General features: G+C 67.8%; 14 protein-coding genes. 6 read left to right on the top strand and 8 right to left on the bottom strand.

Annotated features, from left to right (window positions below; all coding sequences use genetic code 11):
- The first annotated feature begins 4 nt into the window (after positions 1 to 4).
- From AC1AUD_RS09975 to AC1AUD_RS09955, 5 genes are all read left to right on the top strand, one after another.
- A complete protein-coding gene (locus AC1AUD_RS09975; protein WP_476574203.1) occupies positions 5 to 1,057 on the top strand; it encodes a serine/threonine-protein kinase in 1,053 nt (350 codons plus the stop codon).
- A gap of 200 nt (positions 1,058 to 1,257) precedes the next feature.
- Positions 1,258 to 6,750: an Ig-like domain-containing protein gene (locus tag AC1AUD_RS09970; protein ID WP_476574202.1), complete on the top strand. Its 5,493-nt coding sequence runs from the start codon at positions 1,258 to 1,260 to the stop codon at positions 6,748 to 6,750.
- Positions 6,747 to 8,075: an AAA family ATPase gene (locus AC1AUD_RS09965; protein WP_476574201.1), complete on the top strand. Its 1,329-nt coding sequence runs from the start codon at positions 6,747 to 6,749 to the stop codon at positions 8,073 to 8,075. The genes AC1AUD_RS09970 and AC1AUD_RS09965 overlap by 4 nt, the downstream gene beginning before the upstream one ends.
- A 22-nt stretch (positions 8,076 to 8,097) precedes the next feature.
- Positions 8,098 to 9,288, top strand: coding sequence for a DUF58 domain-containing protein (locus tag AC1AUD_RS09960; RefSeq protein ID WP_476574200.1), 1,191 nt, complete (start codon positions 8,098 to 8,100; stop codon positions 9,286 to 9,288).
- Entirely contained in the window at positions 9,285 to 11,858 is a 2,574-nt protein-coding gene (locus AC1AUD_RS09955) for a transglutaminase-like domain-containing protein (protein WP_476574199.1), read from the top strand. The genes AC1AUD_RS09960 and AC1AUD_RS09955 overlap by 4 nt, the downstream gene beginning before the upstream one ends.
- Positions 11,859 to 12,093: 235 nt before the next feature.
- Here AC1AUD_RS09955 and AC1AUD_RS09950 read toward each other — a convergent pair whose 3' ends face one another.
- The 4 genes from AC1AUD_RS09950 to AC1AUD_RS09935 all read right to left on the bottom strand — a co-directional run bounded on the left by AC1AUD_RS09950 (position 12,094) and on the right by AC1AUD_RS09935 (position 21,888).
- A complete protein-coding gene (locus tag AC1AUD_RS09950) occupies positions 12,094 to 16,134 on the bottom strand; it encodes a DNA-directed RNA polymerase subunit beta' (RefSeq protein ID WP_476574198.1) in 4,041 nt (1,346 codons plus the stop codon).
- A gap of 30 nt (positions 16,135 to 16,164) precedes the next feature.
- Positions 16,165 to 19,731: a DNA-directed RNA polymerase subunit beta gene (gene rpoB, locus AC1AUD_RS09945; RefSeq protein WP_476574197.1), complete on the bottom strand. Its 3,567-nt coding sequence runs from the start codon at positions 19,729 to 19,731 to the stop codon at positions 16,165 to 16,167.
- 305 nt (positions 19,732 to 20,036) lie between these two features.
- Positions 20,037 to 20,723, bottom strand: a complete 687-nt coding sequence (locus tag AC1AUD_RS09940; protein ID WP_476574196.1) for a hypothetical protein — start codon at positions 20,721 to 20,723, stop codon at positions 20,037 to 20,039.
- Positions 20,724 to 20,952: 229 nt separating this feature from the next.
- Complete coding sequence (locus AC1AUD_RS09935; RefSeq protein WP_476574195.1) at positions 20,953 to 21,888, bottom strand: HhH-GPD family protein; 936 nt, start codon at positions 21,886 to 21,888, stop codon at positions 20,953 to 20,955.
- A gap of 61 nt (positions 21,889 to 21,949) precedes the next feature.
- On the opposite strand from AC1AUD_RS09935, the gene AC1AUD_RS09930 reads away from it, so the two are divergent.
- Complete coding sequence (locus tag AC1AUD_RS09930) at positions 21,950 to 22,591, top strand: tRNA (cytidine(34)-2'-O)-methyltransferase (RefSeq protein ID WP_476574194.1); 642 nt, start codon at positions 21,950 to 21,952, stop codon at positions 22,589 to 22,591.
- A gap of 63 nt (positions 22,592 to 22,654) precedes the next feature.
- Here AC1AUD_RS09930 and AC1AUD_RS09925 read toward each other — a convergent pair whose 3' ends face one another.
- From AC1AUD_RS09925 to galK, 4 genes are all read right to left on the bottom strand, one after another.
- A complete protein-coding gene (locus tag AC1AUD_RS09925; protein ID WP_476574193.1) occupies positions 22,655 to 24,019 on the bottom strand; it encodes a DUF711 family protein in 1,365 nt (454 codons plus the stop codon).
- A gap of 25 nt (positions 24,020 to 24,044) precedes the next feature.
- A complete protein-coding gene (locus AC1AUD_RS09920) occupies positions 24,045 to 24,317 on the bottom strand; it encodes an ACT domain-containing protein (protein WP_476574192.1) in 273 nt (90 codons plus the stop codon).
- 78 nt (positions 24,318 to 24,395) lie between these two features.
- The gene (locus tag AC1AUD_RS09915) at positions 24,396 to 25,163 is read right to left on the bottom strand and encodes a potassium channel family protein (protein WP_476574191.1); all 768 of its coding nucleotides are present in this window, start codon (positions 25,161 to 25,163) and stop codon (positions 24,396 to 24,398) included.
- Between the two features lie 204 nt (positions 25,164 to 25,367).
- Positions 25,368 to 26,618, bottom strand: coding sequence for a galactokinase (gene galK, locus AC1AUD_RS09910; RefSeq protein ID WP_476574190.1), 1,251 nt, complete (start codon positions 26,616 to 26,618; stop codon positions 25,368 to 25,370).
- Positions 26,619 to 26,709: the final 91 nt, after the last annotated feature.

The raw sequence follows: 26,709 nt of genomic DNA, 5'->3' as shown, positions 1-26,709 counted from the left end.
AACCATGGATGCCATTCCTCCCGCGTTGCCCGGCTACGCGCCGCTGCGTCGCCTCGGCGTCGGCGGCACGGCATGCGTATGGCTGGCGAGGCGAGAAAAGGACGGCATGCCGGTCGCGCTCAAGACCTTCGACGCCCATGATCCGCGCATCGTGCGCTGCGCACGCACCGAGGCCATCGTGGCACGCCGTCTTGGCGCCCATCCCCATATCCTGCCGTTGCTCGACGTCCTCGACGCCGGCCCGCGACTCGTCCTGGTCTACGCCTATGCCCCGGGCGGCAGCCTTCGCGACCTGATCGGCGCACCGGACGGCTTTCCGACGAGACCCTGTATCTCCCCGTCCCATCCCCTGCCCATGACTCCAAGCCGCGTGGCCCATATCGGCGTCGGCGTGGCCGATGCGCTTGACGCCGCGCATCGCGCCGGCGTCATCCATCGCGACGTCAAGCCGGGCAACATCCTTCTGGACGCGCACGGCGAGCCGCTGCTCACCGATTTCGGCGTCGCCGCGGACGCCTATGACCCGTCCTGCACCGGCCGCTCCCCGCACTGGGCCGCGCCGGAGACGCATGGAGGCCGTGGCGGCGACGAGCGGGCGGATGTGTATGCGCTCGGAGCCACGCTCGCCGCATTGCTCGACGCGACCGACGGCGCGCACCGCAGCGACATGGAGCACAAGGACGGGCAGGCGCTGCGTCGCATTCTGGACGAGGCCACCGCGACCGATCCCGATCTGCGCACGCCCACGGCCCGCGCCCTCGCCGACAAGCTGCGACGCGCCTTCGACCGCGACGACTCCTCGCCGAATCCGATCGATGCCCTGCCTCGGCGCACGGCGGAGACGACGTCTCCGACGCCCCGGCAGCACGCAGACACGGACACGGACCGACATCCGCCCACGCGCCGACGCATCGCGGCCGTTTGCGTCGCCACGGCCTGCGCCTTCCTCCTTGCGGCAGGCGCGCTGGCGATCCCCCATCTGTCGCCGACGGATCCGTCCATCACGACGCCCTCCGTCGGCCCCTCGTTCCAGGACAAGCCCCGGTTGTCGCGATAGCCGGCCCCACCGCGCGCCCACGCCGGTTATCCACAGGATGTTCATATGAACATCGACTTGTCCACAACGAGTTGTCCACAACACGCCGAATATCAGGCCTCCGTCCACAATGCCCGCCGATCGTCCCTCGCCAAGGGGCGTTTCCCTACACTGGCGGCACCAGTCCGCCCTTCGGCGGCGCCGAGTGGAAGGAAGAGGCCATGCCCCGCGCGTACCGCACCACCATCGTCCTGGCCGCGCTTGCATGCGTCGGCGCGCTGATCGCAGGCGCCCTGCTCACACCGGCTCCCACGCGCCGCCATGTGAGGCTGGATGACGGCACCGTGTGGATCGCCTCGTCGACAGCCCGCAAGGCGGCGCGGCTCAACGTGCGCCTGCGGCAGGCCGACGCGACCGTGCCGCTGTCGTCCCCTTCGCCGGATGTGGCCCAGCACGGCCCGGCCACGGTGCTGCTCGATGGCATGCAGGCCATCGGCGTCGATCCCGCCACCACCGACACCGGACGACCGGCGACGGTCGGCGAGCGCTCGCAGGTCCATGTCGCCGGCGGCACCCTGGCCGTGTTGGACGAGAAGTCGGGCGATGTGCGCATTGGGGTCGCCGATGACATGGATTCATTGGACGGACCATCCTCGCCCCGCTTCCGGCTCGGACGGGGCGGACTGATCTGCGTCACGTATGACGGCCGGGTCCATGGTCTGCGTCCCGCCGACGGCGCGGTGCTCGTCCTCGACGGTCCCCGGGACCGCGAGCCGGCGACCGAAGCCGTCTTCAGCGATCTGGGCGGGCGGACCCCCGACGGGTTCACGGTCGTCGGAGACGTGCCGGTGGTTCTTTCCGGCGCGACGGTGCGCTGGCCAAGGGGACGGGCGACGCTGGACGGCCGCGGGCCGTTCGCCATCCAGCGTGCTCCGGTGAACGACGGGCAGCGAGGATGGGTGGCCCTCGCCGGCCAAGGCACACTCGACCTGCTTGATCTGACGGATGCCGCGCCGATCCCGGTGCGGCTGACCAGCGGCGGCTCCGGCAGGGCGGCGACGCCGGTCTCCTCGTCAGGCTGCGTGTTCGCCGCATGGAGCCAGAGACGGGACAATCACCTGCGTGTCTGCGCGCCGGAGGCGTCCGGCACGGCCTTCGAGACGCTGGACGATGTGAACGGGGACTCGAGGCTGGTCTTCCGCACGAACCACCGGTTGGTGGTGCTCAACGACATCGCCGACGGCGACGCCTGGGACATGGACGATCCGGATGAGACGATCCGCCTGTCGTGGCGGGAGACCGGCGACGATCGCGTCGAGGAACGATCCGAGCAGGAGATGGCCTCGCACACCAGCGACCGGATGCGCGCCGAATGCTCGCCGCAATCGGGCGCGATCGACGCCGTCGACGACTCCTTCTCGGTGCGCGCCGGGGAACGCCGTCTGCTCCATGTGCTGCGCAATGACCGGCAGACCGATTGCTCGGTGCTGCGCGTCGTCTCGGTCCGCCAGCCGCATGGCGGCCTGCGCGTGGCGGCGGCCGGCGATGGCCGGGCGCTGCAGATCGACGCTTCCCAAGCGCAGACTGGCGACGCGAGCTTCTCCTATGCGATCGACGATGGCCGCGGTCAGGAGACCTCCGCCACGGTGACGTTGTCGGTGCTCCCGGACGGAGGCAACCGGCCCCCGGTCCAGAGCGCCGAGCCCACTTCCCTGGACATCGAACGGGGAGGGCGGCTGTCGCTTGACGTGCTCGATGGTTTCGACGATCCCGATGGCGACGTGTTGTCTCTGATCGACGCGAGCGTGGCCGGCGCGCCGGGCGTCACGGTTTCGACTCGCCCTGACGGGTTGCTCACCGTCGACGCCACACGCGCCGAGGTCGGGCGCGCGCAGGTGACGCTGTCGGTTCGGGATGGCTCGGGCGCCGCATGCGACGGCGTGGCGCACCTTGAGGTGCATCCATCCGGCACACTGGGCGCCTCGATGGATCCGATGTCCCGGCAGCTGGTCGTGGGAACGCCGGCGACGCTTGATCTGGAGCCTTATATCCATGGCAGCTCCTCCGCCGCGGTCCATGTGCGGTCCTTGGGCCAGGCACGGGGAGTGCGGGTCGAACGCCATGGCGACGCTCCGTCGTTCACCGTGGAGGCGTCCTCGCCCGGCACGCATTACCTGCCGGTCACACTCAGTCAGGGCGCGTTGTCGACGACCGGCCTGGTGCGATTGGACGCCCATGCGGCTCTCCCAGGAACCGGCCCGACGGCCGTGGACGACGTGGCATGGCTGGATGACGGAGGAAACGCCTTGGTCTCGCCATTGGACAACGACACCGATCCGACGGGCGGCGTGCTCACGCTGACCGAGGTGCGGGCGGATCCGAAACACGGACTCAAAACCGGCATCGTCGATGGCTCACGGGTCGTCCTGTCCTCGCCGCACGAACTACGGGGACCGGTGTCGCTGTCCTATGAGGCGACGGGCGCGGCGGGCAAAGACCGGGGCGTCATCACCGTGCACCCCGCTCCCCCTGTCTCCGTTCGGCCGCTCGACGCCCCCGATATGACGCTTCGCGTGCGCGCCGGCGGCATCGTGTCGGCCGATGTGATGGACGCGTTGGACGAGACGACCCGTCCGCACGCGCGGCTGGTCCCCGAGCTTGGCTTCGACGAGGCGGACGACGCGGCGGGCGGCGCGGAAGACGACGCGGGCCGGCAAAGCCGGCACGGTCTGGCCTTCGTCTCCGATGGCAAGATCAGATACCAGGCTCCCGAGGCAGCGGGCATGACAAAGGTGCGTTACCGGATCGAGGACGACTCCGGGAACAGGGCCGAGGGCACGGTCACCTTCGATGTGCACGAGCGCGATGCCGCCGGCAAACGGGCGCCGTCGCCGCGAGGCGTCGAGGCGCGGGCCGCCGCGGGCTCCACCGTGCGCATCCCGATTCCGTTGGAGGGCATCGATCCGGACGGCGACGACCTCCAGCTGCTGGGGCTTGGCAACGCGTCGCCACGTCTCGGCCGCATCGTCGCAGTGGAGGCGGATGCGTTGGTCTACGAGGCGTTCCCCGATTCCAAGGGCACCGACGTGTTCTCCTATGCGGTGGAGGATTGGTCGGGACGGCGCGCCCAGGCCCGCGTGGCCGTGGGCATCGTGCCCCGCTCCCGGACCACCGGCGTCGTGGCCCGCGATGACAGGATGACCATACGTCCCGGCGTCGAGGTCACGGCACCGGTGACCGACAACGATCTGACGGGCGGGCAGGGGGAGCCGCGGGTGCTCGATGAATTCGAGACCGGGGGCATCGATTCCCGTTCGGTGCGCGCCGAGGACGGATCGGTGTCCTTCGTCGCCCCCAAAGAGGCGGGTACCGTCGCCATCGTCCACACAGTCGAGGACGAAGCCGGATTCCGTGATTCGGCGACGCTGACCGCGACCGTCGATCCGCAGGCGCGCATCGAGCCTCCCAAGGTGCGCGACCATCGCGTGCCGGCGACCTCGACGATAGACGCGGCCAACGTGGACGTGGACGTGTCGGCATGGATGGCGAATCCTTCGGGTCCCGCCGACGAACTGCGCGTCGATGTGCATCCGTCGGCCTCCCTCCACGCATGGCGCAAAGGGGGACCGCGATCGACGGTCATCACGATCGAGCTAACCGACCGTGCGCGAGCCGTGCCCTACACGGTGACGAACACGGAGCATGGCCTGGTCTCGATGGCATTCCTGCACGTGCCGGCCTTCGGCGTGTTCCCGCCGGTGCCGAGAACCGGCGCGCCCGAACTGAAGGTGCGGGCCGGCGCCTCGATCGACATCCCGCTTGCCGACCATGTGCGGGTCGGCGCCGGCAAACATCCCCGCGTCGATGACCCCGGCACCCTCGGCGCGACGAAGGCCTCGGCGGCGTCGGTGTCGGACGACGGCATGACGCTGCGATACACGGCCCGCGACGACGCCTCGGGGCCGGCGTCAATCACCTTCGAGGCGTCCGACGGCTGGCGGCAAACGGGAGGCGACGGTGCCCGGAGCGGCGACGCCGTGCGCCTGCTCAACACGGCGATGCTGACGCTGCCGATCACCATCATCGGCGATGGCCCGTCGACGCCGTCCTTCGTCTCCGGCTCGATCGAGGTCGCGGCCGGCGAGGAACCGGTCGGCATCGATCTGCGGGCGCTGACCGAACCTCCCTCCGCAGGCGGTGCATCCTTGTCCGGATACCGGTATTCGGGAGGTCTGTCATCGGCTGGAGTGACGGCCGAGGTCTCCCGCACAGGCAGGATGACGGTGCGAGCCGAGGAATCGGCCGCTCCGGGCACGACGCTGATGGCGCCGGTGTCCATCGATTACGGCGGAGGCGTGCTCGAAGCCGGGATGACGGTGCGGGTGACGGCCACGAACCGGCCGTTGGCCCGTCTGCACGCGCGTTCGGTGCGGGTCGTCGAGGGAGAGACGGCGCGTATCGACATGCTTTCGGACGCCTTCAACCCCTTCCCCGGCACGCCCCTGCGGCTGGTGTCGGCGACCGTGGCCGGCGGCGACGCGCTGTCGGCCACGGTGGAAGGCAACGATGTCCTCGCCATCGCCGTGGCCAAGGGATCGGGCGCGCTCCAAGGCGCGGTGCTGGTGACGGCCCGGGACGCCACCGGCATGTCCTCGCGCGAGGTGAGCGCCACGGTCACGGTGTCCACCGTCGCCGCACCCGACGCACCCATGCTGTCAGCCGCTTCGCGGCATGACGGCGACGGCGCGTTGAGGCTCGGCTGGCTGCCGGGGAAGGCGAACGGCAGCCCCATCCTCGAATACCAGGTGTCGTGGAATGGAGCTTCCTCCGGCTCCCTCGGCTGCGGCACGGCCGTCTCATGCATCGTGCCGGGGCTGGCGAACGGGCAGCGATACGAATTCACGGTGCGCGCCCGCAACGAGGTCGGCTGGTCGGCTCCGTCGAATGCGCTGGAGGCGACGCCGGACCAAGCGCCGACGGCGCCGGGCGCGGTGACGCTGACGGGAGGACTACGACGTGCGACGGTGCGCTGGACCGCTCCGCGATACGACGGATCGCCTCCGCTGTCCTATGTGGCCACGCTGCGTGGACCGGGCGATTGGTCGGCCACGGCCACGGTCCGGAATGCGCTGAGCGCCGTCTTCGAGAACATCCCCGACGATGTGCTGGAGCTCGGCACCTCGTTCACGGCGACGGTGAGGGCGCGCAATGCCGTCGGCGATGGGCCGGACAGCGCGCCGAGCGCGCCGGCTCTTGTCGAGCGCGAGAAGCCGCGGGACGAAGCCATTCCGGAATCCCCCGGCAAACCCGGCACGCCGACCAGACCGGTCGTGCCCGATGGTTCCGGCGACTCCGGCGACAAGGACGGTCCGTCCGACCCGATTCCGCCGAATCAACCGAAGGATCCAAATCCTCCGGAAACCCCCGATCCTCCAGAAGACAAGGAACCGACCGAACCGGAGCTGCCCGAACCGCCGACGGAGCCCGAACAACCCGAGCAACCCGAGCCGGACCCGCCGACCGAACCCGAGCCCCCGACCGAACCGGAGGAACCCAAGCCTCCCACCGAACCAGAGCAACCCGGACAACCGGAGCAACCCGAGCCTCCGACTGAGCCCGAGCCCGAGCAGCCCACCGACTCCAAGGAATCCGACGCCGAGGCACCGGCCACCCAAAAGACAGTCATCCCAACCCGGAAAGGAGCGGCGATATGAACGCCCTGCACCGTCTCGACCCAACGCTCAGCGACTTCTCGACGTCGCCCGCCGCGCCACCCTTCCCCGGTCAGGCTCCGACCGACGACGACACGGTGCTGTCGCAAAGCGCGCGACTGAATGCCACCGCGCCGCCGCCAGACGACCGCACCGTGCCATCCGCGGCATCCGGCACCGGCCCGGCACCGATGGATGGCCGCGCGCCGCAGGACGATGACCGGACCCTGCTGCCCGACGACCCCGCACAGGCACCCGACGACCGCACCATACCGGGGCGCCCGGCGCGCACGTTGTCCCGTACCCCGGTCGATGCGCGGTCGCCGCGGCGTCTCGACGACGCCCCGGCCGCACCCCGGCCGCACGGAATCGTCGGACCGGACTCCGCATGGATCCGAGAGCGCTTCACGACGCTGGTCGAGGCGGTCTCGCGAGCGGTGATCGGCAAACGCGCCCAGATCGAGCTCTGCGTGATCGCACTGCTGGCCGGCGGGCATATCCTGCTTCAGGACGGACCGGGCACCGGCAAGACGCAGCTGGCCCGCGCACTGGCGCGGACGGTGGGCGCCTCGTGCAAGCGCATCCAGTTCACTCCCGATCTCCTGCCCTCCGACGTGACCGGCGTGATGGTCTTCGACCGGAACACGGGCGAATTCCGTTTCCGGCAGGGCCCGGTGTTCGCATCCTTCGTATTGGCCGACGAGATCAACCGCGCCTCTCCGAAGACACAGTCCGCCCTGCTGGAGGTGATGGAGGAGCGCACGGTGAGCGTCGACGGCGTCTCGCATGCCGTGCCGAGCCCCTTCGTGGTCATCGCCACCCAGAATCCCTTGGAGCAACTGGGCACCTACCGCCTTCCGGAGGCTCAGCTCGACCGGTTCCTGCTGTGCGTCTCGCTGGGCGCGCCGGGCCGCGACGCCAGCATGAGCGTGCTGCGGCAGCTTGACGTGGGAGACCGGGCCTCGACGGTCATGCCGGTGATGGGCGGCGACGAGCTCGACGCGCTTATCGCCTGCACGCGGCGCGTGGAGACAGGCGACGCGGTGCTCGCCTACGCGGTCCGTCTGACGGAGGCGACGCGGGCTCATCCGGGGCTGGCCTCGGGTGTGTCGATGCGCGGCACGATGGCCCTGATGCGGACCTGCCGGGTGCGGGCCGCCGCCGAAGGCCGCGATTACGTGACGCCGGACGATGTGAAGGCGATGGCCGCCCCGGTGCTGACCCACCGTCTGGCGCTCACACAGGAAAGCATGTTCGCCGGCGTCGAAACCGCCGATGTCCTCGCCGAGATCCTCGGCGAGGTGCCGGTTCCGACCCATGCCGGCTGAACCCACCGGGAAGGAGCACGCGATGGGCAGATGGATATGGCCGGAGCAGACACCCCAGGCGTCGCCGGACGGCCGCGTCATGGCGGCCATCGGAGTCCTCGCCCTGGCGACGTTCCCGGCGACCGGCTGGCATGAGGCGCTGATGGCCGGCACCATCGCGCTGACGGCGCTGGCCTTGGGATTGGCGATGTCGATGCGCGCGCCGGGTGTGCGCGCATCCATGCGTCCGATCCCGCCGCACGCGGTCGCAGGCGGCCGCCTGTCCGTGTCGGTCGATGTGTCGAACCCTTCCGTCAGGTCAAAGAGCCGGTCCATGGCCTGCTCGCTGGCCGTGGAGTCCGTCGCACCGTCGGGCAAGGCCGAGATCCGTCGAGTGACGGTGATGGTGCCGAAGCTGGCGCCGGGTGCCTCATATGCGACCCAGGTGGAGATGGGGGCGTTGCGCCGCGGCATGCTGCGCGTGGGGCCGTTGACGGCGAACGCCGGCGATCCTTTCGGATTGGTGCGCCGCGCTGTGACGCTGGCACAGACGATCCAGGTGCCGGTGCATCCGCGCACCGTGCCCCTGCGCCCCGGACTTCGTGGGCCACGACGTCAAGACGACGGCATCCATGCGAGCGCCGCCGCCCAGGACGAATTCGAATTCCATGCGCTGCGCGAATACGAGCCGGGCGACGACCCACGTCGCATCCACTGGCCCAGCTGCGCACGCACGGACTGTCTGATGGTCCGCCGCCACGAGCAGACGCGTCACATGGACGCCGCGCTGCGCATCGATATGGATCCATCCTCCTATGCTGCCGAGGAGGACTTCGAACTCGCCGTGTCCGCATATGCCTCCCTGGGAGTCTCATGGCTGCGCTCGGACCATCCGCTGTCGGTGGAGCGGGAGGGAAGGTATCGTCGTGTGCCGGACGAGACCTCCTTCATGGACGAATGCTGTCTGTTGCGCCTCGTCGCCGAACGGCCGGAGCGCCAACGGCGAACGTCCCACGTCTCCGACGACGTGGCCCTTGCGGCCGTGTTCACCGGCGGAGCCGCCCCGTCGGGCTCGGCGTCGCCCTTGGTCTCGACGACGCCCGCCGCGCACCGCACCTTGCTGGTGCGGGCCATATGCGGCTCGTCGCCCGCCGCACACGCATCCGGCGGCGTGACGACGGCAAGCATCGGCACGCTCGAGGATCTGCCCGGTTTGCTGGAGGCGTTGCCATGAACGGCCGGTCCGTCCTCCGCGCCGTCGGCGTCATATGCATCCCGGTGACCGTCGCCGTGGCTTCCTCCGGACTCGCCGTCCTCTATGGACCGCCATCGATCTGGGCCTGCGCGGCGCCGCCGGCAGCGGCGCTCGGCTGTCTGCTCGGGATCCTGCGCATGCCGGGACGGCTCGCGTGCGACGTGGATTCGGTTCCGCATCGCGGCGGCGACGACGGAACCGGAGCGAATGCAGGCACGGCAAAACCGCGTCTGTGCGCGCATCCATGGCTGGTCTCGGTGGCGGCGGCATTGGTCCGCGTGGCGGGGATGCTGTTCGCCCAATTCGTGGCGGGACCGCTGGCGACGTGTTGGCAGGGCTCGCCTTGGCGGGATCCGCTAAGTGCGCTGGCCTTGGGATGGCGGGCCTCCTTCGGTGCCTTCGGTCTGTTGGTGGGATTGGAGCCACCGGTCGGTCGCACCGATGGCGCGCCGATGGCCGTGTGGACGCTGTGCCTGTGGAGCGCTTTCCTCGCCACATCGCTCGCGCGGTCCGGCGCCGCCTGGGCGCGGGCGTTGACGGCGCTGCCGGTGATGGCGCAGATGGCGATCTGCGCGCTGCTGGGACTGGACTCGTCGGCTTTCCCGTTCGCAGCCGCAGGCATGGCCGTCGCGTTGCTGCTGCTCATCCGTCTGCCCTTGGCCGGGGCGGGCATCGATGGGATGGGACCGGTCGCCGCCGACGCCCCGGCCACGTCGTCGTCCGCGTCCACGCAGACGGACGATCCGAAGCACGCGACGCCCGGCCCATGGGCATCCATGCCACGGCTCGGCGCCTCGGTGGCTGTGCCGGCGCTGGCCGCGGTGCTGGCCATGGCGGTCTGTCCATCGGCCGTCCCGCCATCGCATCGCCTGGTCCTGCGCGATATGGTCGATCCGCCATACAGCGCCGCGGACCGCTCCAGCCCGCTGAGCGGTCTGCGTCTGTGGCCGACGCAACGCCACGACGATGTGCTGCTGACGGTCGAGGGCCTGCCCGCCGGCACACCGGTGCGGCTCGCGGTGATGGACCGTTTCGACGGCAATGTCTGGAATCTTTCGGACTCGTCGGGAAACGGATCGTCATCCGCTTTCACGCGCCCGGGCCCGAGCATCGCGCAAACGGAGCGGGGCCGGACCTTCAAGGCCACGTTCACACTCGGCAAGGGCTGGGACGATGTGTGGCTGCCGTTGGCGGGCGCCGTCACCCGGGTCGACTTCGACGAGACCGCCCATGCCCGCCAGCTCCATGTCAACGCCGCCACCGACACGGCGCTGCTGGCCGACGGTCTCGAGGCCGGGACGCGATACGTCGAGTCCGGCGTATTGCCGCCCGTTCCCGACGAGAGAAGCGTCGACAGGGCCACGAACGGAAAGGCGCGGCTTCCCCAGGCGACTTCCGTTCCCCGGTCGGTCTCGCATATGGCCGCCGCCATCGCGGGCGGAGAGCGGACGGCGGGGGCCAAGGCGCGGGCACTCGCCGACCATCTGTCCTCCCGAGGCTGGTTCTCCCACGGAGGCAAGGACGAATACCCATCCCTGCCCGGGCACGGCAGCCGTCGCATCGACGAACTGCTGGACGAGCGTGGGGAAATGGTTGGCGACGGGGAGCAATACGCCTCGGCGATGGCGCTGATGGCCCGTGAACTCGGATTGTCCAGCCGCGTCGTGATGGGGTTCCTGCCCACGCGCGCCGCCACGGACGACAAGGGCACGGCGGATGACGGCGTCATCCGCTTCACCGGCGCCGATATGACGGCGTGGGTCGAGGTGCATCTGGCGAGATTGGGATGGGTGGCCTTCGACCCGACGCCGCCCGACAGTCGGGCTCCCGATCCCGAGCGGCCATTGTCCGCGGCCAGTCCCCGTCAGGTGGTCCGACAGCCCCGCCCGCCTTTGAACGACCTTCCCGATGAGGAGACACGCCCCAAGGGGCGTTCGTCGGCCATCGGCGGCGATGCCGCCGAGGTTCCCGACACGTCCTCGATATGGCGTCGCCTCGCACCGGTCGTCGGCAAAGCGGCGCTGTTCGGTATGCCGGTGTGGCTGCTGGCGCTGTCGGCGGCGATGATATTGGCGATCAAGGCGTGGCTGCTGGCGCGGGCACGTTCCCGAGGCTCTTCCAAAGACCGCATCGAAAACGGATGGAAGGCACTGATCGACATGGCGGCGGATGCGGGACTGCCCGTGCCCGCCGCCATGACCCGCGCCGAACAGGCCGCTCTGCTCGCCCATCCGCCGCGTGCCGAAGGCGGCCGTCGCCGGCGCAGGCCCCGCGGCGGTTCCAAACGCAGACGCCGTCGTTCCTCCCCGCATGCCCCGGACATCGAATCCGGCATCGATGCAAATGATCTCCATGCCCTGGCCGAGCGCGCGGATCTGGCGACATTTTCCTCTGCGACATGTCCGCCAGGCGATGCGGAGGAATATTGGCGCATGGTGCTTCAGACGCGTCGCGCATTGTTGCGTGCCCAGCCGTGGACACGCAGATGGCGCGCCGCGCTGGCGGTGCGTCCGCCGCGACGACGCGGGACGGATCCCCATACGCTGTGATCGGGAGAGCCCAAGCCCTCCCCCGCCGACGTGGAACAGGCACCGCCGAACGCGACGGACCCCGGCGCCGCGACTGCGGAACCGGGGTCCGAGAACAAGATGAGGAGGGCTTGGAGCCGAATCACGGAACGACGTCAGATATCAGACGATATCCTTTACCGGCGTCGTTCCTTTCCTCGCCGTGGGGCCGGCGGCATCCGGACATCCGGCATGCCGCCGGCCCCACGAACCGACGTCACTGGATGGCGTCGCCGGCGCCGAGGTCTCCGCCCAGGTCGACCTGACCGCCGTTGTCGTTCAGGAAGTCGTCCGGGTTGAAGTCGTCGCCGAGCTTCAGATCGCCGAAGTCGATGTTGGAGAAGTCCACATCGCTCATATCGGCGTCGGAGAAGTCGGTGTCGGCATCCACGTCGCCGCCCAGCCCGAAGTTCGGGTAGATGGTGTCGCGGATCGCCTTGTCGGGCTCGACCACGGCGTTGCGGTAGCGGGCGAGGCCCGTGCCGGCCGGGATGAGCTTGCCGATGATGACGTTCTCCTTGAGGCCCTTGAGGTCGTCGATCTTCTGGCTCAGGGCGGCTTCGGTGAGCACGCGGGTCGTCTCCTGGAAGGAGGCGGCCGACAGCCAGGAGTCGGTGGCCAGCGAGGCCTTGGTGATGCCCATGAGCTCGGGACGGCCCGCGGCGGGCTTGCCGCCGTTCTTGACCGCCTCGATGTTCGCCTCCTTGAAGCGCGCCTGGTCGACGAGCTCGCCCGGCAGCAGCGTCGTGTCGCCGGAGTCGAGCACGGTGATGCGGCGCAGCATCTGGTGGACGATGACCTCGATGTGCTTGTCGTGGATATCGACGCCCTGGGAGCGGTACACGGTGTGCACCTCCTCCACGATGTTGACCTGCGCGGCGCGCGGGCCGAGGATGCGCAGGATCTTCTTCGGGTCGACGGAACCCTCGATGAGCTGCGTGCCGACCTCGACGTGGTCGCCGTCATGCACGAGCATCGGGGCGCGGCGGGTCACCGGATAGACGATCGGCTCGATCGTGGAGTCGTCCGGGCTCAGCGTCACCTGACGGCCGCGCTCGGTGTCCTCCACCTTGACGATGCCGGGGAACTCGGCGATCGGGGCCTCGCCCTTCGGGGTGCGGGCCTCGAAAAGCTCCGTGACACGGGGAAGACCCTGGGTGATGTCGGAGGCCGAGGCGACGCCGCCGGAGTGGAAGGAACGCAGCGTCAGCTGGGTGCCGGGCTCGCCGATGGACTGGGCGGCCACGATGCCCACGGCCTCGCCGACGTCCACCAGCTTGTTGGTGGCCAGCGACCAGCCGTAGCACTTGGCGCACACGCCGCGCTTGGCCTCGCAGGTGAGCACGGAGCGGCCCTTGACCTCCTCGACGCCGTGCGCCACAAGGTCCTCGAGCACGTCCATGGACAGCGCGTCGTCGCGGTGGTAGAGCACCGTCTTGCCGTCGGCCGGGTCGATGACGTCGGCGGCGAGCAGACGGGAGTACGGGCCGCCGTCGGCGGCCTTGACGAGCACGAGCTCGCCGTCCTCGTTGCGCTCGGCGACCTTCATCGGCAGACCGCGCTTGGTGCCGCAGTCCTCCTCGCGCACGATGACGTCCTGGGAGACGTCGACCAGACGACGGGTCAGGTAGCCCGACTCGGCGGTGCGCAGAGCGGTGTCGGCCAGGCCCTTGCGGGCGCCATGCTGGGAGATGAAGTACTCCAGCACGGACAGGCCGTCGCGGTAGTTGGACTTGACCGGTCGGGGGATGATCTCGCCCTTCGGGTTGGCCACGAGGCCTCGCATGCCTGCGATCTGGTTGATCTGCATCATGTTGCCTCGCGCGCCCGACTGGACGATGATGGCGAGGTTGTTCGACGGGTCGAAGTGTTCCTCGACGGCCTCGGAGACCTCGGAGGTGCACTTGGTCCACAGGTCGATGAGCTCCTGGCGGCGCTCCTCCTCCGTGAGCATACCCATGTCGTAGTTCTCGTTGACCTTGGCGGCCTGGTCCTCGTACTGGGCGATGAGCGTGTCGCGTTCCGGCGGCTCGATGACGTCGGAGAAGGCGAAGGACACACCGGACCACGGGGCGCGGGTGAAGCCCAGATCCTTCAGCGCGTCCAGCGTGGCGGCCACCTGGGCCGTCGGATAGCGGGTCGCGATGTCGTCGACGATCTTGGCGAGCTGCTTCTTGCCGACCTGCGAGTTGACGAACGGATAGTCCGTCGGCAGGGTCTCGTTGAACAGCACGCGGCCATAGCTCGTGGCGAACAGCACGGTGCCGTCGTGGAAGCGCTCCTCCTTGACGGTCTCGAGGCCGTTGGCGGAGGCCGGATCGACGACCTTGACCTCGCCCGGCTCCCAGTTGCGCGGAAGGATGAAGTCCTTGGGCAGACGGATGAGCACCTTGGCCTGCATGTCGATCTCACCGCGGTCGAGCGCCATCTCCGCCTCGTCGAGCGAGGAGAAGACGCGGCCCTGGCCCTTGAGGCCGTCGAGGACGGTGGACAGGTAGTACAGACCGAGGATCATGTCCTGGGAGGGCATGGTCACGGTGTGGCCGTCGGCGGGCTTCAGGATGTTGTCGGAGGCCATCATCAGCGAGCGGGCCTCGGCCTGCGCCTCCGCGCTCAGCGGCAGGTGCACGGCCATCTGGTCGCCGTCGAAGTCGGCGTTGAAGGCCGCGCAAGCCAGCGGCGGCAGGTGGATGGCCTTGCCCTCGACCAGGATCGGCTCGAAGGCCTGGATGCCCAGTCGGTGCAGGGTGGGCGCGCGGTTGAGGAGCACGGGATGCTCGGCGATGACCTCTTCGAGCACGCCCCACACCTCGGAGTCGCCGCGGTCCACCAGACGCTTGGCGCTCTTCATGTTCTGCGCGTAGTTGAGGTCCACGAGACGCTTGATGACGAAGGGCTTGAACAGCTCCAGGGCCATCGGCTTGGGCAGACCGCACTGGTGCATGCGCAGGGACGGGCCGACGACGATCACGGAACGGCCGGAGTAGTCGACGCGCTTGCCAAGCAGGTTCTGGCGGAAGCGGCCCTGCTTGCCCTTTAGCATGTCGGACAGGGACTTGAGCGGGCGGTTCGAGGCGCCGGTGACCGGGCGGCCGCGGCGGCCGTTGTCGAACAGCGAGTCGACGGCCTCCTGGAGCATGCGCTTCTCGTTGTTGAGCATGATCTCGGGGGCGCCGAGCTCGAGCAGTCGCTTCAGTCGGTTGTTGCGGTTGATGACGCGACGATACAGGTCGTTGAGGTCGGAGGTCGCGAAGCGGCCGCCGTCAAGCTGCACCATCGGGCGCAGATCCGGCGGGATGACCGGGATCACGTCGAGCACCATGGCCTCCGGCTTGTTGCCGGTGACCAGGAAGGCGTTGACGACCTTGAGGCGCTTCAGGGCGCGGGCCTTGCGCTGGCCCGAGCCGGTGTCGATCTCCTCGCGCAGCTGCTTGGAGGCGGCCTCGAGGTCGAAGGCCTGCAGGCGCTTCTTGATCGCCTCGGCGCCCATGCAGCCCTCGAAGTAGTCGCCGTAGCGGTCCTCCATCTCGCGCCACAGATCGACGTCGCCCTCCATGTCGCCCGGCTTCAGGGTCTTGAAGCGGTCGAACACGGCGCTGAGGCGCTGGATCTGATCGTCGTAGCGCTGGCGGATGGCCGCCATCTCGCGCTCGGCGGAGTTGCGCAGCTTGGCCTTGGCGGGACCCTTGGCCTCGCCTTCGGCCTCGAGCTGGGCCAGATCAGCCTCGACCTTCTTGGCGCGTTCCTCGATCTCGTTGTCGCGGCGCTTCTCCAGCATCGCGATCTCGTGGTCGAACTCGTCCTGCAGGCCGGGCATGTCCTGATGGCGCTGGTCCTCGTCCACGGACGTGACCATGTAGGCGGCGAAGTAGATGACCTTCTCCAGGTCCTTCGGCGCGATGTCCAGCAGGTAGCCCAGTCGCGAAGGCACGCCCTTGAAGAACCAGATGTGGGTGACGGGCGCGGCCAGCTCGATGTGGCCCATGCGCTCGCGGCGCACGCGGGAGCGGGTCACCTCGACGCCGCATCGCTCGCAGACGATGCCCTTGAAGCGCACGCGCTTGTATTTGCCGCAGGCGCACTCCCAGTCACGGGTCGGTCCGAAGATCTGCTCGCCGAACAGACCGTCCTTCTCGGGCTTCAGGGTGCGGTAGTTGATGGTCTCGGGCTTCTTGACCTCGCCGTAGCTCCAGCCGCGGATATCGTCGGCGGTGGCCAGGCCGATCCTCAGTTTGTCAAATGCGTTGACGTCCAGCACTTGCTATTCCTTTGCTCTCGAAAGTCTTACTCACTGGTATTCGGGCTCGTCGACGACCTGGTCGGCCTTGGCGGCCGCATCGGGACGTGCGCCGATGTTGAAGCCCAGATCCTCGGAGGAGGAGACGGGATCGTCGTCCTCGTCCTTCATGTCGATCGCCACGCCCTCGGCGTTCAGGACCTCGACGTTCAGGGACAGGGACTGCATTTCCTTGAGCAACACCTTGAACGACTCGGGGATGCCCGCGGGCGGCAGGTTGTCGCCCTTGACGATCGCGCCGTAGACGCGCACGCGGCCGTCCACGTCGTCGGACTTGGTGGTCATCATCTCGTGCAGCGTGTAGGCGGCGCCGTAGGCCTCGAGGGCCCACACCTCCATCTCGCCGAAGCGCTGGCCGCCGAACTGCGCCTTGCCGCCCAGCGGCTGCTGGGTGATCATCGAGTAGGGGCCGGTGGAGCGCGCGTGGATCTTGTCGTCCACGAGGTGATGCAGCTTGAGCATGTACATGTAGCCCACGGAGATCGGCTTGCCGAAGGGCTCGCCGGTGCGGCCGTCGAAGAGCACGGCCTTGCCGTCGTCGCCGACGAGCTTGTTGCCGTCGCGGTCGGCCAGCGTGGTCTTGAGCAGGCCGTGGATGACCTCGGGCTTGACGCCGTCGAACACCGGGGTGGCGACCGGAGTGCCCGGCGCGCCCTTCTCGGCGCCTTCCGGCACGTACTTCTTCCACGCGGCCTCGAGGTCCGGATCCAGGGAGATGTCCCAGCCGGAGTGCGCGATCCAGCCCAGATGCAGCTCGAGCACCTGGCCCAGGTTCATTCGCGAAGGCACGCCCAGGGGGTTCAACATGATGTCGACCGGGGTGCCGTCCGCGAGGAACGGCATGTCCTCCTCGGGCAGGATGCGCGAGATGACGCCCTTGTTGCCGTGGCGGCCGGAGAGCTTGTCGCCCTGCGTGATCTTGCGGTGCTGCGCGATGTAGACGCGGATCATCTGGTTGACGCCGTTGGGCAGCTCGTCGCCGTCCTCCTCGGCGTCCTCGCGGGTGATCTCCTTGACCGCGATGACGGTGCCGGTCTCGCCGTGGGGCACGCGCAGCGAGGTGTCGCGCACCTCGCGGCTCTTCTCGCCGAAGATGGCGCGCAGCAGGCGCTCCTCCGGGGTCAGCTCGGTCTCGCCCTTCGGCGTGACCTTGCCCACGAGGATGTCGCCGGCCTCGACCTCGGCGCCGATGCGGATGATGCCGCGCTCGTCGAGGTTCGCCACCGCGTCCTCGCCGACGTTCGGCAGGTCGCGGGTGATCTCCTCGGCGCCCAGCTTGGTCTCGCGGGCGTCGATCTCGTATTCCTCGATATGGATGGAGGAGAGGGTGTCGTCCTGCACGAGGCGCTGGGAGATGATCACGGCGTCCTCGTAGTTGTAGCCGTTCCACGGCATGAAGGCGACCAGCAGGTTCTTGCCGAGGGCCATCTCGCCCTTCTCGGTGGCGGGGCCGTCGGCCAGCACCGTGCCGGCCTCGACGCGCTCGCCATCGTGGATCAGCGGCACCTGGTTGTAGCAGGTCGTCTGGTTGGAACGCTGGAACTTGGCCAGCTTGTAGGAGCTGGTCGTGCCATCGTCGTTCATCACGCGGATGATGTCGGCGGAGACGTAGGTCACGACGCCCGGCTTCTCGGCGAGGATCACATCGCCGGAGTCGACGGCGGCGCGCCATTCGGAGCCGGTGCCCACCAGCGGACGCTCGGAGCGCAGCAGCGGCACGGCTTGGCGCTGCATGTTGGTGCCCATCAGCGCTCGGTGGCCCTCGTCGTGCTCCAGGAACGGAATCAGGGAGGCGCCCAGCGACACCATCTGGCGCGGGGAGACGTCCATGTAGTCGACCATGTCGACCGGGACGTCCTCGGCCTCGCCGGCGGCGTCACGCACGAGGGCGTCCTTCGAGGTGAAGTCGCCGTTCTCGTCGAGCTCCTGGTTGGCCTGGGCGATGACGTGCTCGACCTCGCGGTCGGCGGTCATGTATTCGACCTCGTCGGTCACATGCCCGTCGACGACCTTGCGGTACGGCGTCTCGATGAAGCCGAAGGGGTTGATGCGGCCGAAGGTGGCCAGCGAGCCGATCAGACCGATGTTCGGGCCTTCCGGGGACTCGATCGGGCACATGCGCCCGAAGTGGGACGGGTGCACGTCTCGCACCTCCATCGAGGCGCGGTCGCGGGACAGGCCGCCGGGGCCCAGGGCCGACAGACGGCGCTTGTTGGTCACGCCGGCCAGCGGATTGTTCTGGTCCATGAACTGCGAGAGCTGCGAGGTGCCGAAGAACTCCTTGATCGTGGCGTTCACCGGGCGGATGTTGATCAGGGACTGCGGGGTGATGGCCTCGGCGTCCTGGGTGGTCATGCGCTCGCGCACCACGCGCTCCATGCGGCTCAGGCCGGTCCTGAGCTGGTTCTGCACCAGCTCGCCGACCTGGCGGATGCGGCGGTTGCCGAAGTGGTCGATGTCGTCCACATCGACGCGCAGCTCCACGTCCTGGCCGTCGCGCTTGCCCGGGAAGGTGGCGTCGCCGGCGTGCAGCGTCACGAGGTACTTGATCGTGGCGATGATGTCCTCGCGCGACAGGCTGCGGTCGTTGACTTCCTTCTCGAGGCCGAGCTTGCGGTTGATCTTGTAGCGGCCGACGCGCGCCAGATCGTAGCGCTTGGTGTTGAAGTAGAAGGAGTCGAGCAGGTTGCGGCCGGCCTCCGGGGTGGCGGTGTCGGCCGGGCGGATCTTGCGGTAGAGCTCGGTCAGGGCCGCGTCCTGGGAGTCGATCTCCTCCTTCTCAAGGGCGTCGAGCACCAGCGGATAGCCCTGGAAGGCCTCGCGGATCTCGGGCTTGGTCATGCCGATGGCCATGAGGAAGACGATGGCGGACTGCTTGCGCTTGCGGTCCACGCGCACGCCGAGCACATCGCGCTTGTCGATCTCGAACTCCAGCCAGGCGCCGCGGCTCGGGATGATCTTCGCTCCGAAGACCTCCTTGTCGGAGGTGCGGTCCGGGGTGCGGTCGAAGTAAACGCCCGGGGAGCGCACGAGCTGAGAGACGATGACGCGCTCGGTGCCGCCGATGATGAAGGTGCCGTGCGGGGTCTGCAGCGGGAAGTCGCCCATGAACACGGTCTGCGACTTGATCTCGCCGGTGTCGCCGTTCTCGAACTCGGCGTTGACATACAGCGGCGCGGAGTAGGTGTAGTCCTTCTCCTTGCACTCCTGGACCGTGTGGCGGGGTTCCTCGAAATAGGGCTCCGAGAAGGTCAGGGACATGGTCTGGGCGAAGTTCTCGATCGGGGAGATCTCGTTGAACACCTCGTCGAGGCCGGAGATGTGGGGCACGGTGTTGGTGCCGTTCTCGATGTCCTCCTCGACCCGCTTCTTCCAGCGCTCGGAGCCGATCAGCCAGTCGAAGCTGTCGGTCTGCACGCCCAGCAGGTAGGGCACATCGATGGGTTCCTTGATGGAACCGAAGTTCACGCGGTCGGTCGCCTTGTGCATGTCGATGTCATGCTGGTCGGCGCGCGCGATGATCTTGGTGGTATTCGTCGTAGCTTCAGTGGCAGCCAATGGACGTTCCTTATCGCTTTTGCTTGTCGATTTTCCCGGGGAAACGCCGGCGGGCCACCATATGCCTGTGCGGGCGTTTCGTCATTGTAAGCATGCCCGCAATATGACATACCTCACGCAAAGTCAATAGAATAGCGGACTTCCAAGACATTTTGATAGATGCTTGTCCGCGTCCGCCCGCGCGATGTTACGGCTCCATCCCCCTACGGGCGGTCCCCCTTCCGCCGCAACATCGCGCGGGCGGGCGCTCGTTTGCGCTTTGAAACTTGCGTTGGGTATGCGCTGAGTCGGGAGGGAAGGGACAATTATTCGACGAGGATGGGGACGGGGTCGGATTGGACCTTGGGGTGGTCCTTGAGGGAGAGTCGGGCGACGTAGCTGCCGCGGTCCACGCGGGGCAGATCGGCTTCGTCGACGCAGGTGTCGCCTGTGCGGGTGCCGGGCCAGGTGACGGCGGAGACATATCGGTCGCCCTTGGCCATGAGCACGCTGTCGACGCCGGCCGGGCAGGAATCCGAACGCCATATGGTCTGGTCGCCCGAGGTGATGGTCAGCACACGGGAGGAATTCGAGGCGTCGATCAGACAGCCGGATGCGGAGGTGCCGTCGTAGACGATGGCCGCGTTGAACTCGAGCGAACCACCGACCGGCATCGAGGCGGTTTTGGCGCTTAGCTCCAGCCGTATGTCACCCCCGGTGCAGTCCGGCACGCCGCCGGAACGCACCGGATCGGGCGTGGCCTCGCGCGACAGCGACACTCGTTCGCCGCCGATCGACTCGCCTATGGCGGCTATGCCGCGGCCAAAGCTATAGACGACGAAGGTGATCAATGCCAATGCCAGCAGGGCGGCTATGCCGACGACGATGCGACGGCGGCGGTAGATCGCCCGCTTCCGCTTGCTCATCGTGCGCTTGGCGCGTCCTGTGCGATTCGCTTGCTTCGTATGATTCGTGCGCTTCGCCGGACGCGTGCTCTTGCCTTGCTGTGCCATGTCACCTTCTAGTCTACGAGTAGCAACGCGTCGCGGAGCCATCCGCCGGGATGTTCTTCACCCAATCAGGCACTTAGTCGTCATTCTGTTGGCGGTTTTGGCGTTCTGTTGGGAACTGCCCGTCAAGACGACCGATTGTCTCGGCGGAAAAATGGCTTGAAATCGCGGCTTCTTCCTGCCGGTTCTTGCGGGGGTCGGAGCATGACCACCAACAGAAGCCGAAAACCGCCTACAGAACCGGCAGACGCAGGTCCCCGCCGGGCAGAATCTCGATCAGACCGTCCTCGTCGAGGCTGGCGATGCAGGAGTCGAGCTGCGCATGGTCATTCCACAGTGCCTCGGCCTTGCCTCGCGGCAGGGAGCCGCCCACCGGCAGCGGGCGCAGTGCGGCGAGCACCAGCCCACGCACCTGGCGATCGGTGCCCTGGAAACGCTGGCGCGGCCGGGTGCACCGCTCCCCCAGCCCCGGCCGGCCGGCGGCGAGGAACGCGCATTCATTCGCCAAGGGACATGCCTCGCATGCCGGTGTTTTGGCCGTGCACACCAGCGCGCCCAGCTCCATCACCGACTGATTCCATGTCACGGAAGGCCGGCGTGCCGCGGAGACATGCCGGGGTTCTCCGTCATGCATCGCCGGCACGTCTTGCTCCGGTTCCCGTAGACCATCAATGGAAACCACATCATCGGGCAACACCCGTTCGGCGAGCGCGCGCTCGGCCGGGCTGGCCGCGCCGCCCAGCGATTCGACGCCGAGGAAGACGCGGCTCAGCACGCGGCGGATATTCGTGTCGATGACGGGCACGCGCACGCCGAAGGCGAAGCTCAGCACGGCCGAGGCAGTGTAGTCGCCGACGCCGGGCAGTGCGGTCAGCCCCTCATAGGTGCGCGGCAGCTCGCCGCCAAAATCGTCGGCCACGGTGCGCGCGCATTCCTGCAGACGCAGGGCGCGACGCGGATAGCCAAGCCGCCCCCATGCGGTGATGACCTCGGCCCTGGGTGCGGCGGCGAGCGCGGCGGCATCCGGCCACCGCTCCATCCATGCCGTCCAGTAGGGCACGACTCGCCCCATCTGCGTCTGCTGGCTCATCACCTCGGAGACCAGCACGCCCCACGGCGTGGTGCGTCCGAATCGCCAGGGCAGGTCACGGGCGTTGCCTCCCACCATGCGGCGAGGCGCAGGGCGACGTCATTCGCACTGTCAGTCATGGTTTGTAGTTTTAGCAGTTATGTCGAACGAAGCGAACGACCCGGAATCCCGCGTCGAGAAGATGTATGAATACGGCTATCGCAAGTCCAATTATGGCCCGGATGAGCTGGTGACCGACGCGCATGGCAATCCGATCCGCGTGGCCGATGCGATGCTCACGGCCGACGCCGCGGCGAAGGCCGAGACGGTGACGCCGCATCTGTGCTATTACTCGCCGCGCATCCCCGGCAACACCGGTTCGGCGATCCGCCTATGCGCGGTGACCGGCACGATCCTGCATCTGGTGGAGCCGCTGGGCTTCAACTTCAAGGACACGAAGCTCAGGCGCGCGGGACTTGACTATCACGATATGGCGCATGTGGTGATTCATCCGGACTTCGACAATCTCGTCGAATCGATGCCCGATTCGCGCATCATCGCGTTCACCGCGCACGCCACCAAGCTCTACACCGAGGTGGAGTATCGCCCGAGCGACATCCTGCTGTTCGGACCGGAGCCGGGCGATATCCCCGACCCGATGGACATCATGGCCGGCCCGCATGTGGCCGAGCAAGTGAGGCTGCCGATGCGGCCGGCGTTGCGCTCGCTGAACCTCACCAACTGCGCCTCCATCGCCATCTACGAGGCATGGCGACAGCTCGGGTTCCAGGGCGGCGCGTGAGATCCTTCGACTGCACTCAGGATGACGTAAAAAGGGGAAGCCGGATGGCTTCCCCTTTTTACGTCAGTTCTTGAAGGAGTGGATCGGGGCGGGGATGCGGCCGCCACGGGTGACGAAGGCCTCGCAGCTGGTGGTGTTGACGGGCATGATCGGCGCGTAGCCCATGAGGCCGCCGAAGTTGGCCATCTCGCCCACGCCCTTGCCCGCCACCGGGATCACGCGCACGGCGGTGGTCTTCTGGTTGACCATGCCGATGGCCGCCTCGTCGGCGATGAGGCCGGAGATCGTGGAGGCCGGGGTGTCGCCGGGGATCGCGATCATGTCGAGGCCGACCGAGCACACGCAGGTCATGGCCTCGAGCTTCTCGAGCGTCAGGCATCCGGAGCCGGCCGCGTCGATCATGTTCTTGTCCTCGGAGACCGGGATGAACGCGCCGGACAGGCCGCCCACATAGGACGACGCCATGATGCCGCCCTTCTTGACCTGGTCGTTGAGCATGGCGAGCGCCGCGGTGGTGCCGGGCGCGCCGACCTGCTCCAGACCGATCTTCTCCAGCACCTCGCCGACCGAATCGCCGACGGCCGGGGTCGGGGCCAGCGACAGGTCGATGATGCCGAAGGGGATGCCGAGGCGGCGCGAAGCCTCCTGCGCGACGAGCTGGCCCACGCGGGTGATCTTGAAGGCGGTGCGCTTGATGGTCTCGCACAGGAATTCGAAGTCCTTGCCCTTGGCCGCGTCGAGCGCGCGGGAGACGACGCCGGGGCCCGAGACGCCCACGTTGATGACGGCGTCGCCCTCGGTGACGCCATGGAAGCCGCCGGCCATGAACGGGTTGTCGTCCGGCACGTTGCAGAAGGCCACGAACTTGACGCAGCCATAGGAATCGTTGTCGGCCGTGCGCTCGGAGATGTCCTTGATGATATGGCCGAGCAGTTCGACCGCGTTCATATCGATGCCGGTCTTCGTCGAGCCGACGTTCACGGACGAGCAGACGATGTCGGTTTCCGCGAGCGCCTGCGGCAGGGAGCGGATCAGCAGCTCCTCGGCCGGGGTCATGGCCTTGGAGACCAGCGCGGAATAACCGCCGATCAGATCGACGCCGACCTCCTTGGCCGCCTTGTCGAGCGCATGCGCGATCTTGACGAAATCCTCCGAGGTCTTGCACGAGGAGGCGCCGACCAGCGAGATCGGGGTGACGGTGATGCGCTTGTTGACGATCGGGATGCCGTAGTCGCGTTCGATGGCCTGGCCGGTGGGCACGAGGTCGCGCGCATAGGTGGTGATCTTGCGATAGACGTTCTCGCACACCTCGTCGACGGTATCCGCCGCGCAGTCCAGCAGCGAGATGCCCATCGTGATCGTGCGCACATCGAGCTTCTCCTGCTCGATCATCTGGTTGGTCTCGTGGACCTCCATGATATTCAGCATGGTTCGTTCCTTTCGAGACTAAAGATCAAATACGATGCATCTTGGTGAAGATCTCCTCGCGCTGGCAGCGGATCTTCACGCCGATCTCGTCGCCGAGCTTGTCGAGCGCGTCGACGGTCGCGCCGAATTCCTCGGCCGAATCGGTCACGTCGACGATCATCATCATGTTGAAGAAACCGTCGATGATGGTCTGCGAGATATCGAGCACGTTGATGCTGCGCTCGGACAGGTAGGTGCAGACGCGCGCGATGATGCCAACCGTGTCCTGGCCGACCACGGTGATGATTGCCTTGTTCATGGGGCTCCCTCAAATCAGGTGAAGAACTGCCGGATACGCCCACTATACCCGCGGGTCTGCCTCGGTGATTCCCTCCGCTCAGCGCCGGCGGCGGTTGATCTCGTTGATTTTGTCGGAGATCATCTCCAGCTTGCGCTCGATCTTGTCGGCCTGCGCGGTGGTGACGGGCGCGGTTTTCTCGCCGTTGAGGCTGATCTCGCGGATGACCCACGCCGCGCAGGCACCGGTGATGACACCGATCAAAGCCACGCCGGCGATGACAAGCACGACGGTGATGAGTTTTCCGGTGAGCGTGACCGGATAGTATTCGCCGTATCCGATGGTGGTGACGGAGATGAAGGCCCACCACAGCGCATCGGTGAAGCTGTGTATCGAAGCACCGGGAGCATCGCGCTCGGCCTCGAGCACGAGAAGCGCGCCGTTGGACAGCAGCAATACGCCGGCGCAGATGATGTAGAGGTTGATATGGCCGCGCACCCAGCCGAGCGCGCCCCGGTGAAGGGCGTAGAGGGCCGCGACGACGCGCAGGAACCGCAGCCCCGGCACCAAGGGCGCCACGAGGATGATCAGGCCGAGCACATGACGGCTCATCCAATGCCAGCTGTGCTCGGCGACATACATGGTCAGCGCGTAATCGATGGCGAAGAATGCCCAGAGCACGTCCTGCGCGATCTCAAGCGCCAGGGATGCGCCGGCGGGCGGGCGCAGCAGCACATTCGAGGCGAACAGCGCCAGGAACACGAGGGAGGAGGCGAGCAACGCCCAGCGGTTGCCGCGGTCCCATTCCTCCATCGTCATATCGTGCAGGGTCTTGCGCACACGATTGGCCATCCGAACGATTCCCATGGCCTATAAGCCTATAGGAAAACCTCCCGCGCGCGGCAGGAGGTTTTCACAAGGATGCCCGATTTGGGATGGTGGCTCAGGCCTCGCGGGCCGAACCGTCAAGTGGAGGCTCAGGCCTCACGGGCCGAACCGTCAAACGGAGACCCCTGTGGGGTCTCCGTAGGTGAGGGGAGCCGCCTTGCGGCGACGGGCGTCGAGTGAGGCTTAGGCCTCACGAGACGCCGAGGGGGCCGCATACGCCGCAAGCGCGCGCGGCGCGTGGAAGCCACGGGCTTCGAACTCGTCGGCGATCTTCTGGGCGACTTCCTCGGAGCGGCCCTTGTCGACAAGCGCGATGATGGAGCCGCCGAAGCCGCCGCCGGTCATGCGGGCGCCGTAGGCGCCGTTGCGGCGGGCCACGTCCACGGCCACGTCCAGCTCGGGAACGGTGACCTCGTAGTCCGCGGCCAGCGAGTCATGCGAGGCGTTGAACAGACGGCCGGACTTCTCGATGTCGCCGTTGGCGAAGGCGGTGACGAAGGAGCGCACGCGCTCGATCTCGGTGACGACATGGCGCACGCGCTTCTTCATGCGTTCCTCGGGCAGCGCGTCCAGCGTCTCCTTCAGGGCCTGGAACGGGTCGCTTGCCTTGGCGATGCCATCGGCGCTGACGCGCAGGTTGGCCACGCCAAGGATCTCGGCGGCCTTCTCACAGGTGGCGCGACGCTCGGCGTACTGGCCGTCGTTGAGCTGGTGCGGCGCCTGGGTGTCGACCACCAGAAGCTCCAGGCCGTACTTGTCGAGGTCGAACAGCTGCTGGGAGACGGATTCCAGGGCGGTGAGCTCCGGGCGGCAGTCGAGCAGCAGCGCGTGACCCTCGGTGCAACGCATGGAGGCGTTCTGGTCGAGGCCGCCGGTGGAGGCACCGGCCATCTCGTTCTCGGACTTGATCGCGGCGTTGATCAGGGTGACGCGGCCGGCGTCGGAATCGCCGTAGCCCAGGCCGTACACCTCGTCAAGTGCCAGCGCGGTCGAGCAGGTCATGGCGGCCGACGAGCTCAGGCCCGAACCCAGCGGCACGCACGAGGAGAACGCCGCGTCGAAGCCCTGCACCTTGTCGAAGCCGGCTTCGCGCAGCGCCCACGCCACGCCCACCGGATAGGCGGCCCAGCCCTCGACGCCGCCGGCCTTGAGGCCGTCGAGGTCGGCTTCGATCACATGCTCGGGATCGATGTCGGAGACGACGCGCACCTTGGTGTCCTGGCGCGGCTTCAACGCGATGAAGGTGCGGTGCGGCAGCGCGATCGGCAGGCACAGGCCCGCGTTGTAGTCGGTGTGCTCGCCGATCAGATTCACACGCCCCGGGGCGGCCCACACGCCCTCGGCCGGCTCGCCATATGCCTTGGCGAACAGCTCGGAGGCGTTCTTGACGCCCTCGTCGTGTGACAGCGGCTTGATGAATTCAACAGCAGTCATAACGATGTTCCTTTCGTATTACGGCATTCCGGGCGCAGGCCTGCCGGAGGGGAATCTCGCTGTTGAGATTCTTCGACTCCGGCCTGCGGCC

This window comes from Bifidobacterium sp. LH_730 (assembly GCF_056355835.1).
Note: the sequence above shows the minus strand (reverse complement) of the source record. Positions and strands in the feature narration are given on the sequence as shown.

Bases quoted from the DNA above. Each gene is read 5' to 3' on its own strand.
- AC1AUD_RS09975 (WP_476574203.1), top strand. From the start codon at position 5: ATGGATGCCATTCCTCCCGCGTTGCCCGGCTACGCGCCGCTGCGTCGC.
- AC1AUD_RS09970 (WP_476574202.1), top strand. From the start codon at position 1,258: ATGCCCCGCGCGTACCGCACCACCATCGTCCTGGCCGCGCTTGCATGC.
- AC1AUD_RS09965 (WP_476574201.1), top strand. From the start codon at position 6,747: ATGAACGCCCTGCACCGTCTCGACCCAACGCTCAGCGACTTCTCGACG.
- AC1AUD_RS09960 (WP_476574200.1), top strand. From the start codon at position 8,098: ATGGGCAGATGGATATGGCCGGAGCAGACACCCCAGGCGTCGCCGGAC.
- AC1AUD_RS09955 (WP_476574199.1), top strand. From the start codon at position 9,285: ATGAACGGCCGGTCCGTCCTCCGCGCCGTCGGCGTCATATGCATCCCG.
- AC1AUD_RS09940 (WP_476574196.1), bottom strand. From the start codon at position 20,723: ATGGCACAGCAAGGCAAGAGCACGCGTCCGGCGAAGCGCACGAATCAT.
- AC1AUD_RS09935 (WP_476574195.1), bottom strand. From the start codon at position 21,888: ATGGTGGGAGGCAACGCCCGTGACCTGCCCTGGCGATTCGGACGCACC.
- AC1AUD_RS09930 (WP_476574194.1), top strand. From the start codon at position 21,950: ATGTCGAACGAAGCGAACGACCCGGAATCCCGCGTCGAGAAGATGTAT.
- AC1AUD_RS09925 (WP_476574193.1), bottom strand. From the start codon at position 24,019: ATGCTGAATATCATGGAGGTCCACGAGACCAACCAGATGATCGAGCAG.
- AC1AUD_RS09920 (WP_476574192.1), bottom strand. From the start codon at position 24,317: ATGAACAAGGCAATCATCACCGTGGTCGGCCAGGACACGGTTGGCATC.
- AC1AUD_RS09915 (WP_476574191.1), bottom strand. From the start codon at position 25,163: ATGGGAATCGTTCGGATGGCCAATCGTGTGCGCAAGACCCTGCACGAT.
- galK (WP_476574190.1), bottom strand. From the start codon at position 26,618: ATGACTGCTGTTGAATTCATCAAGCCGCTGTCACACGACGAGGGCGTC.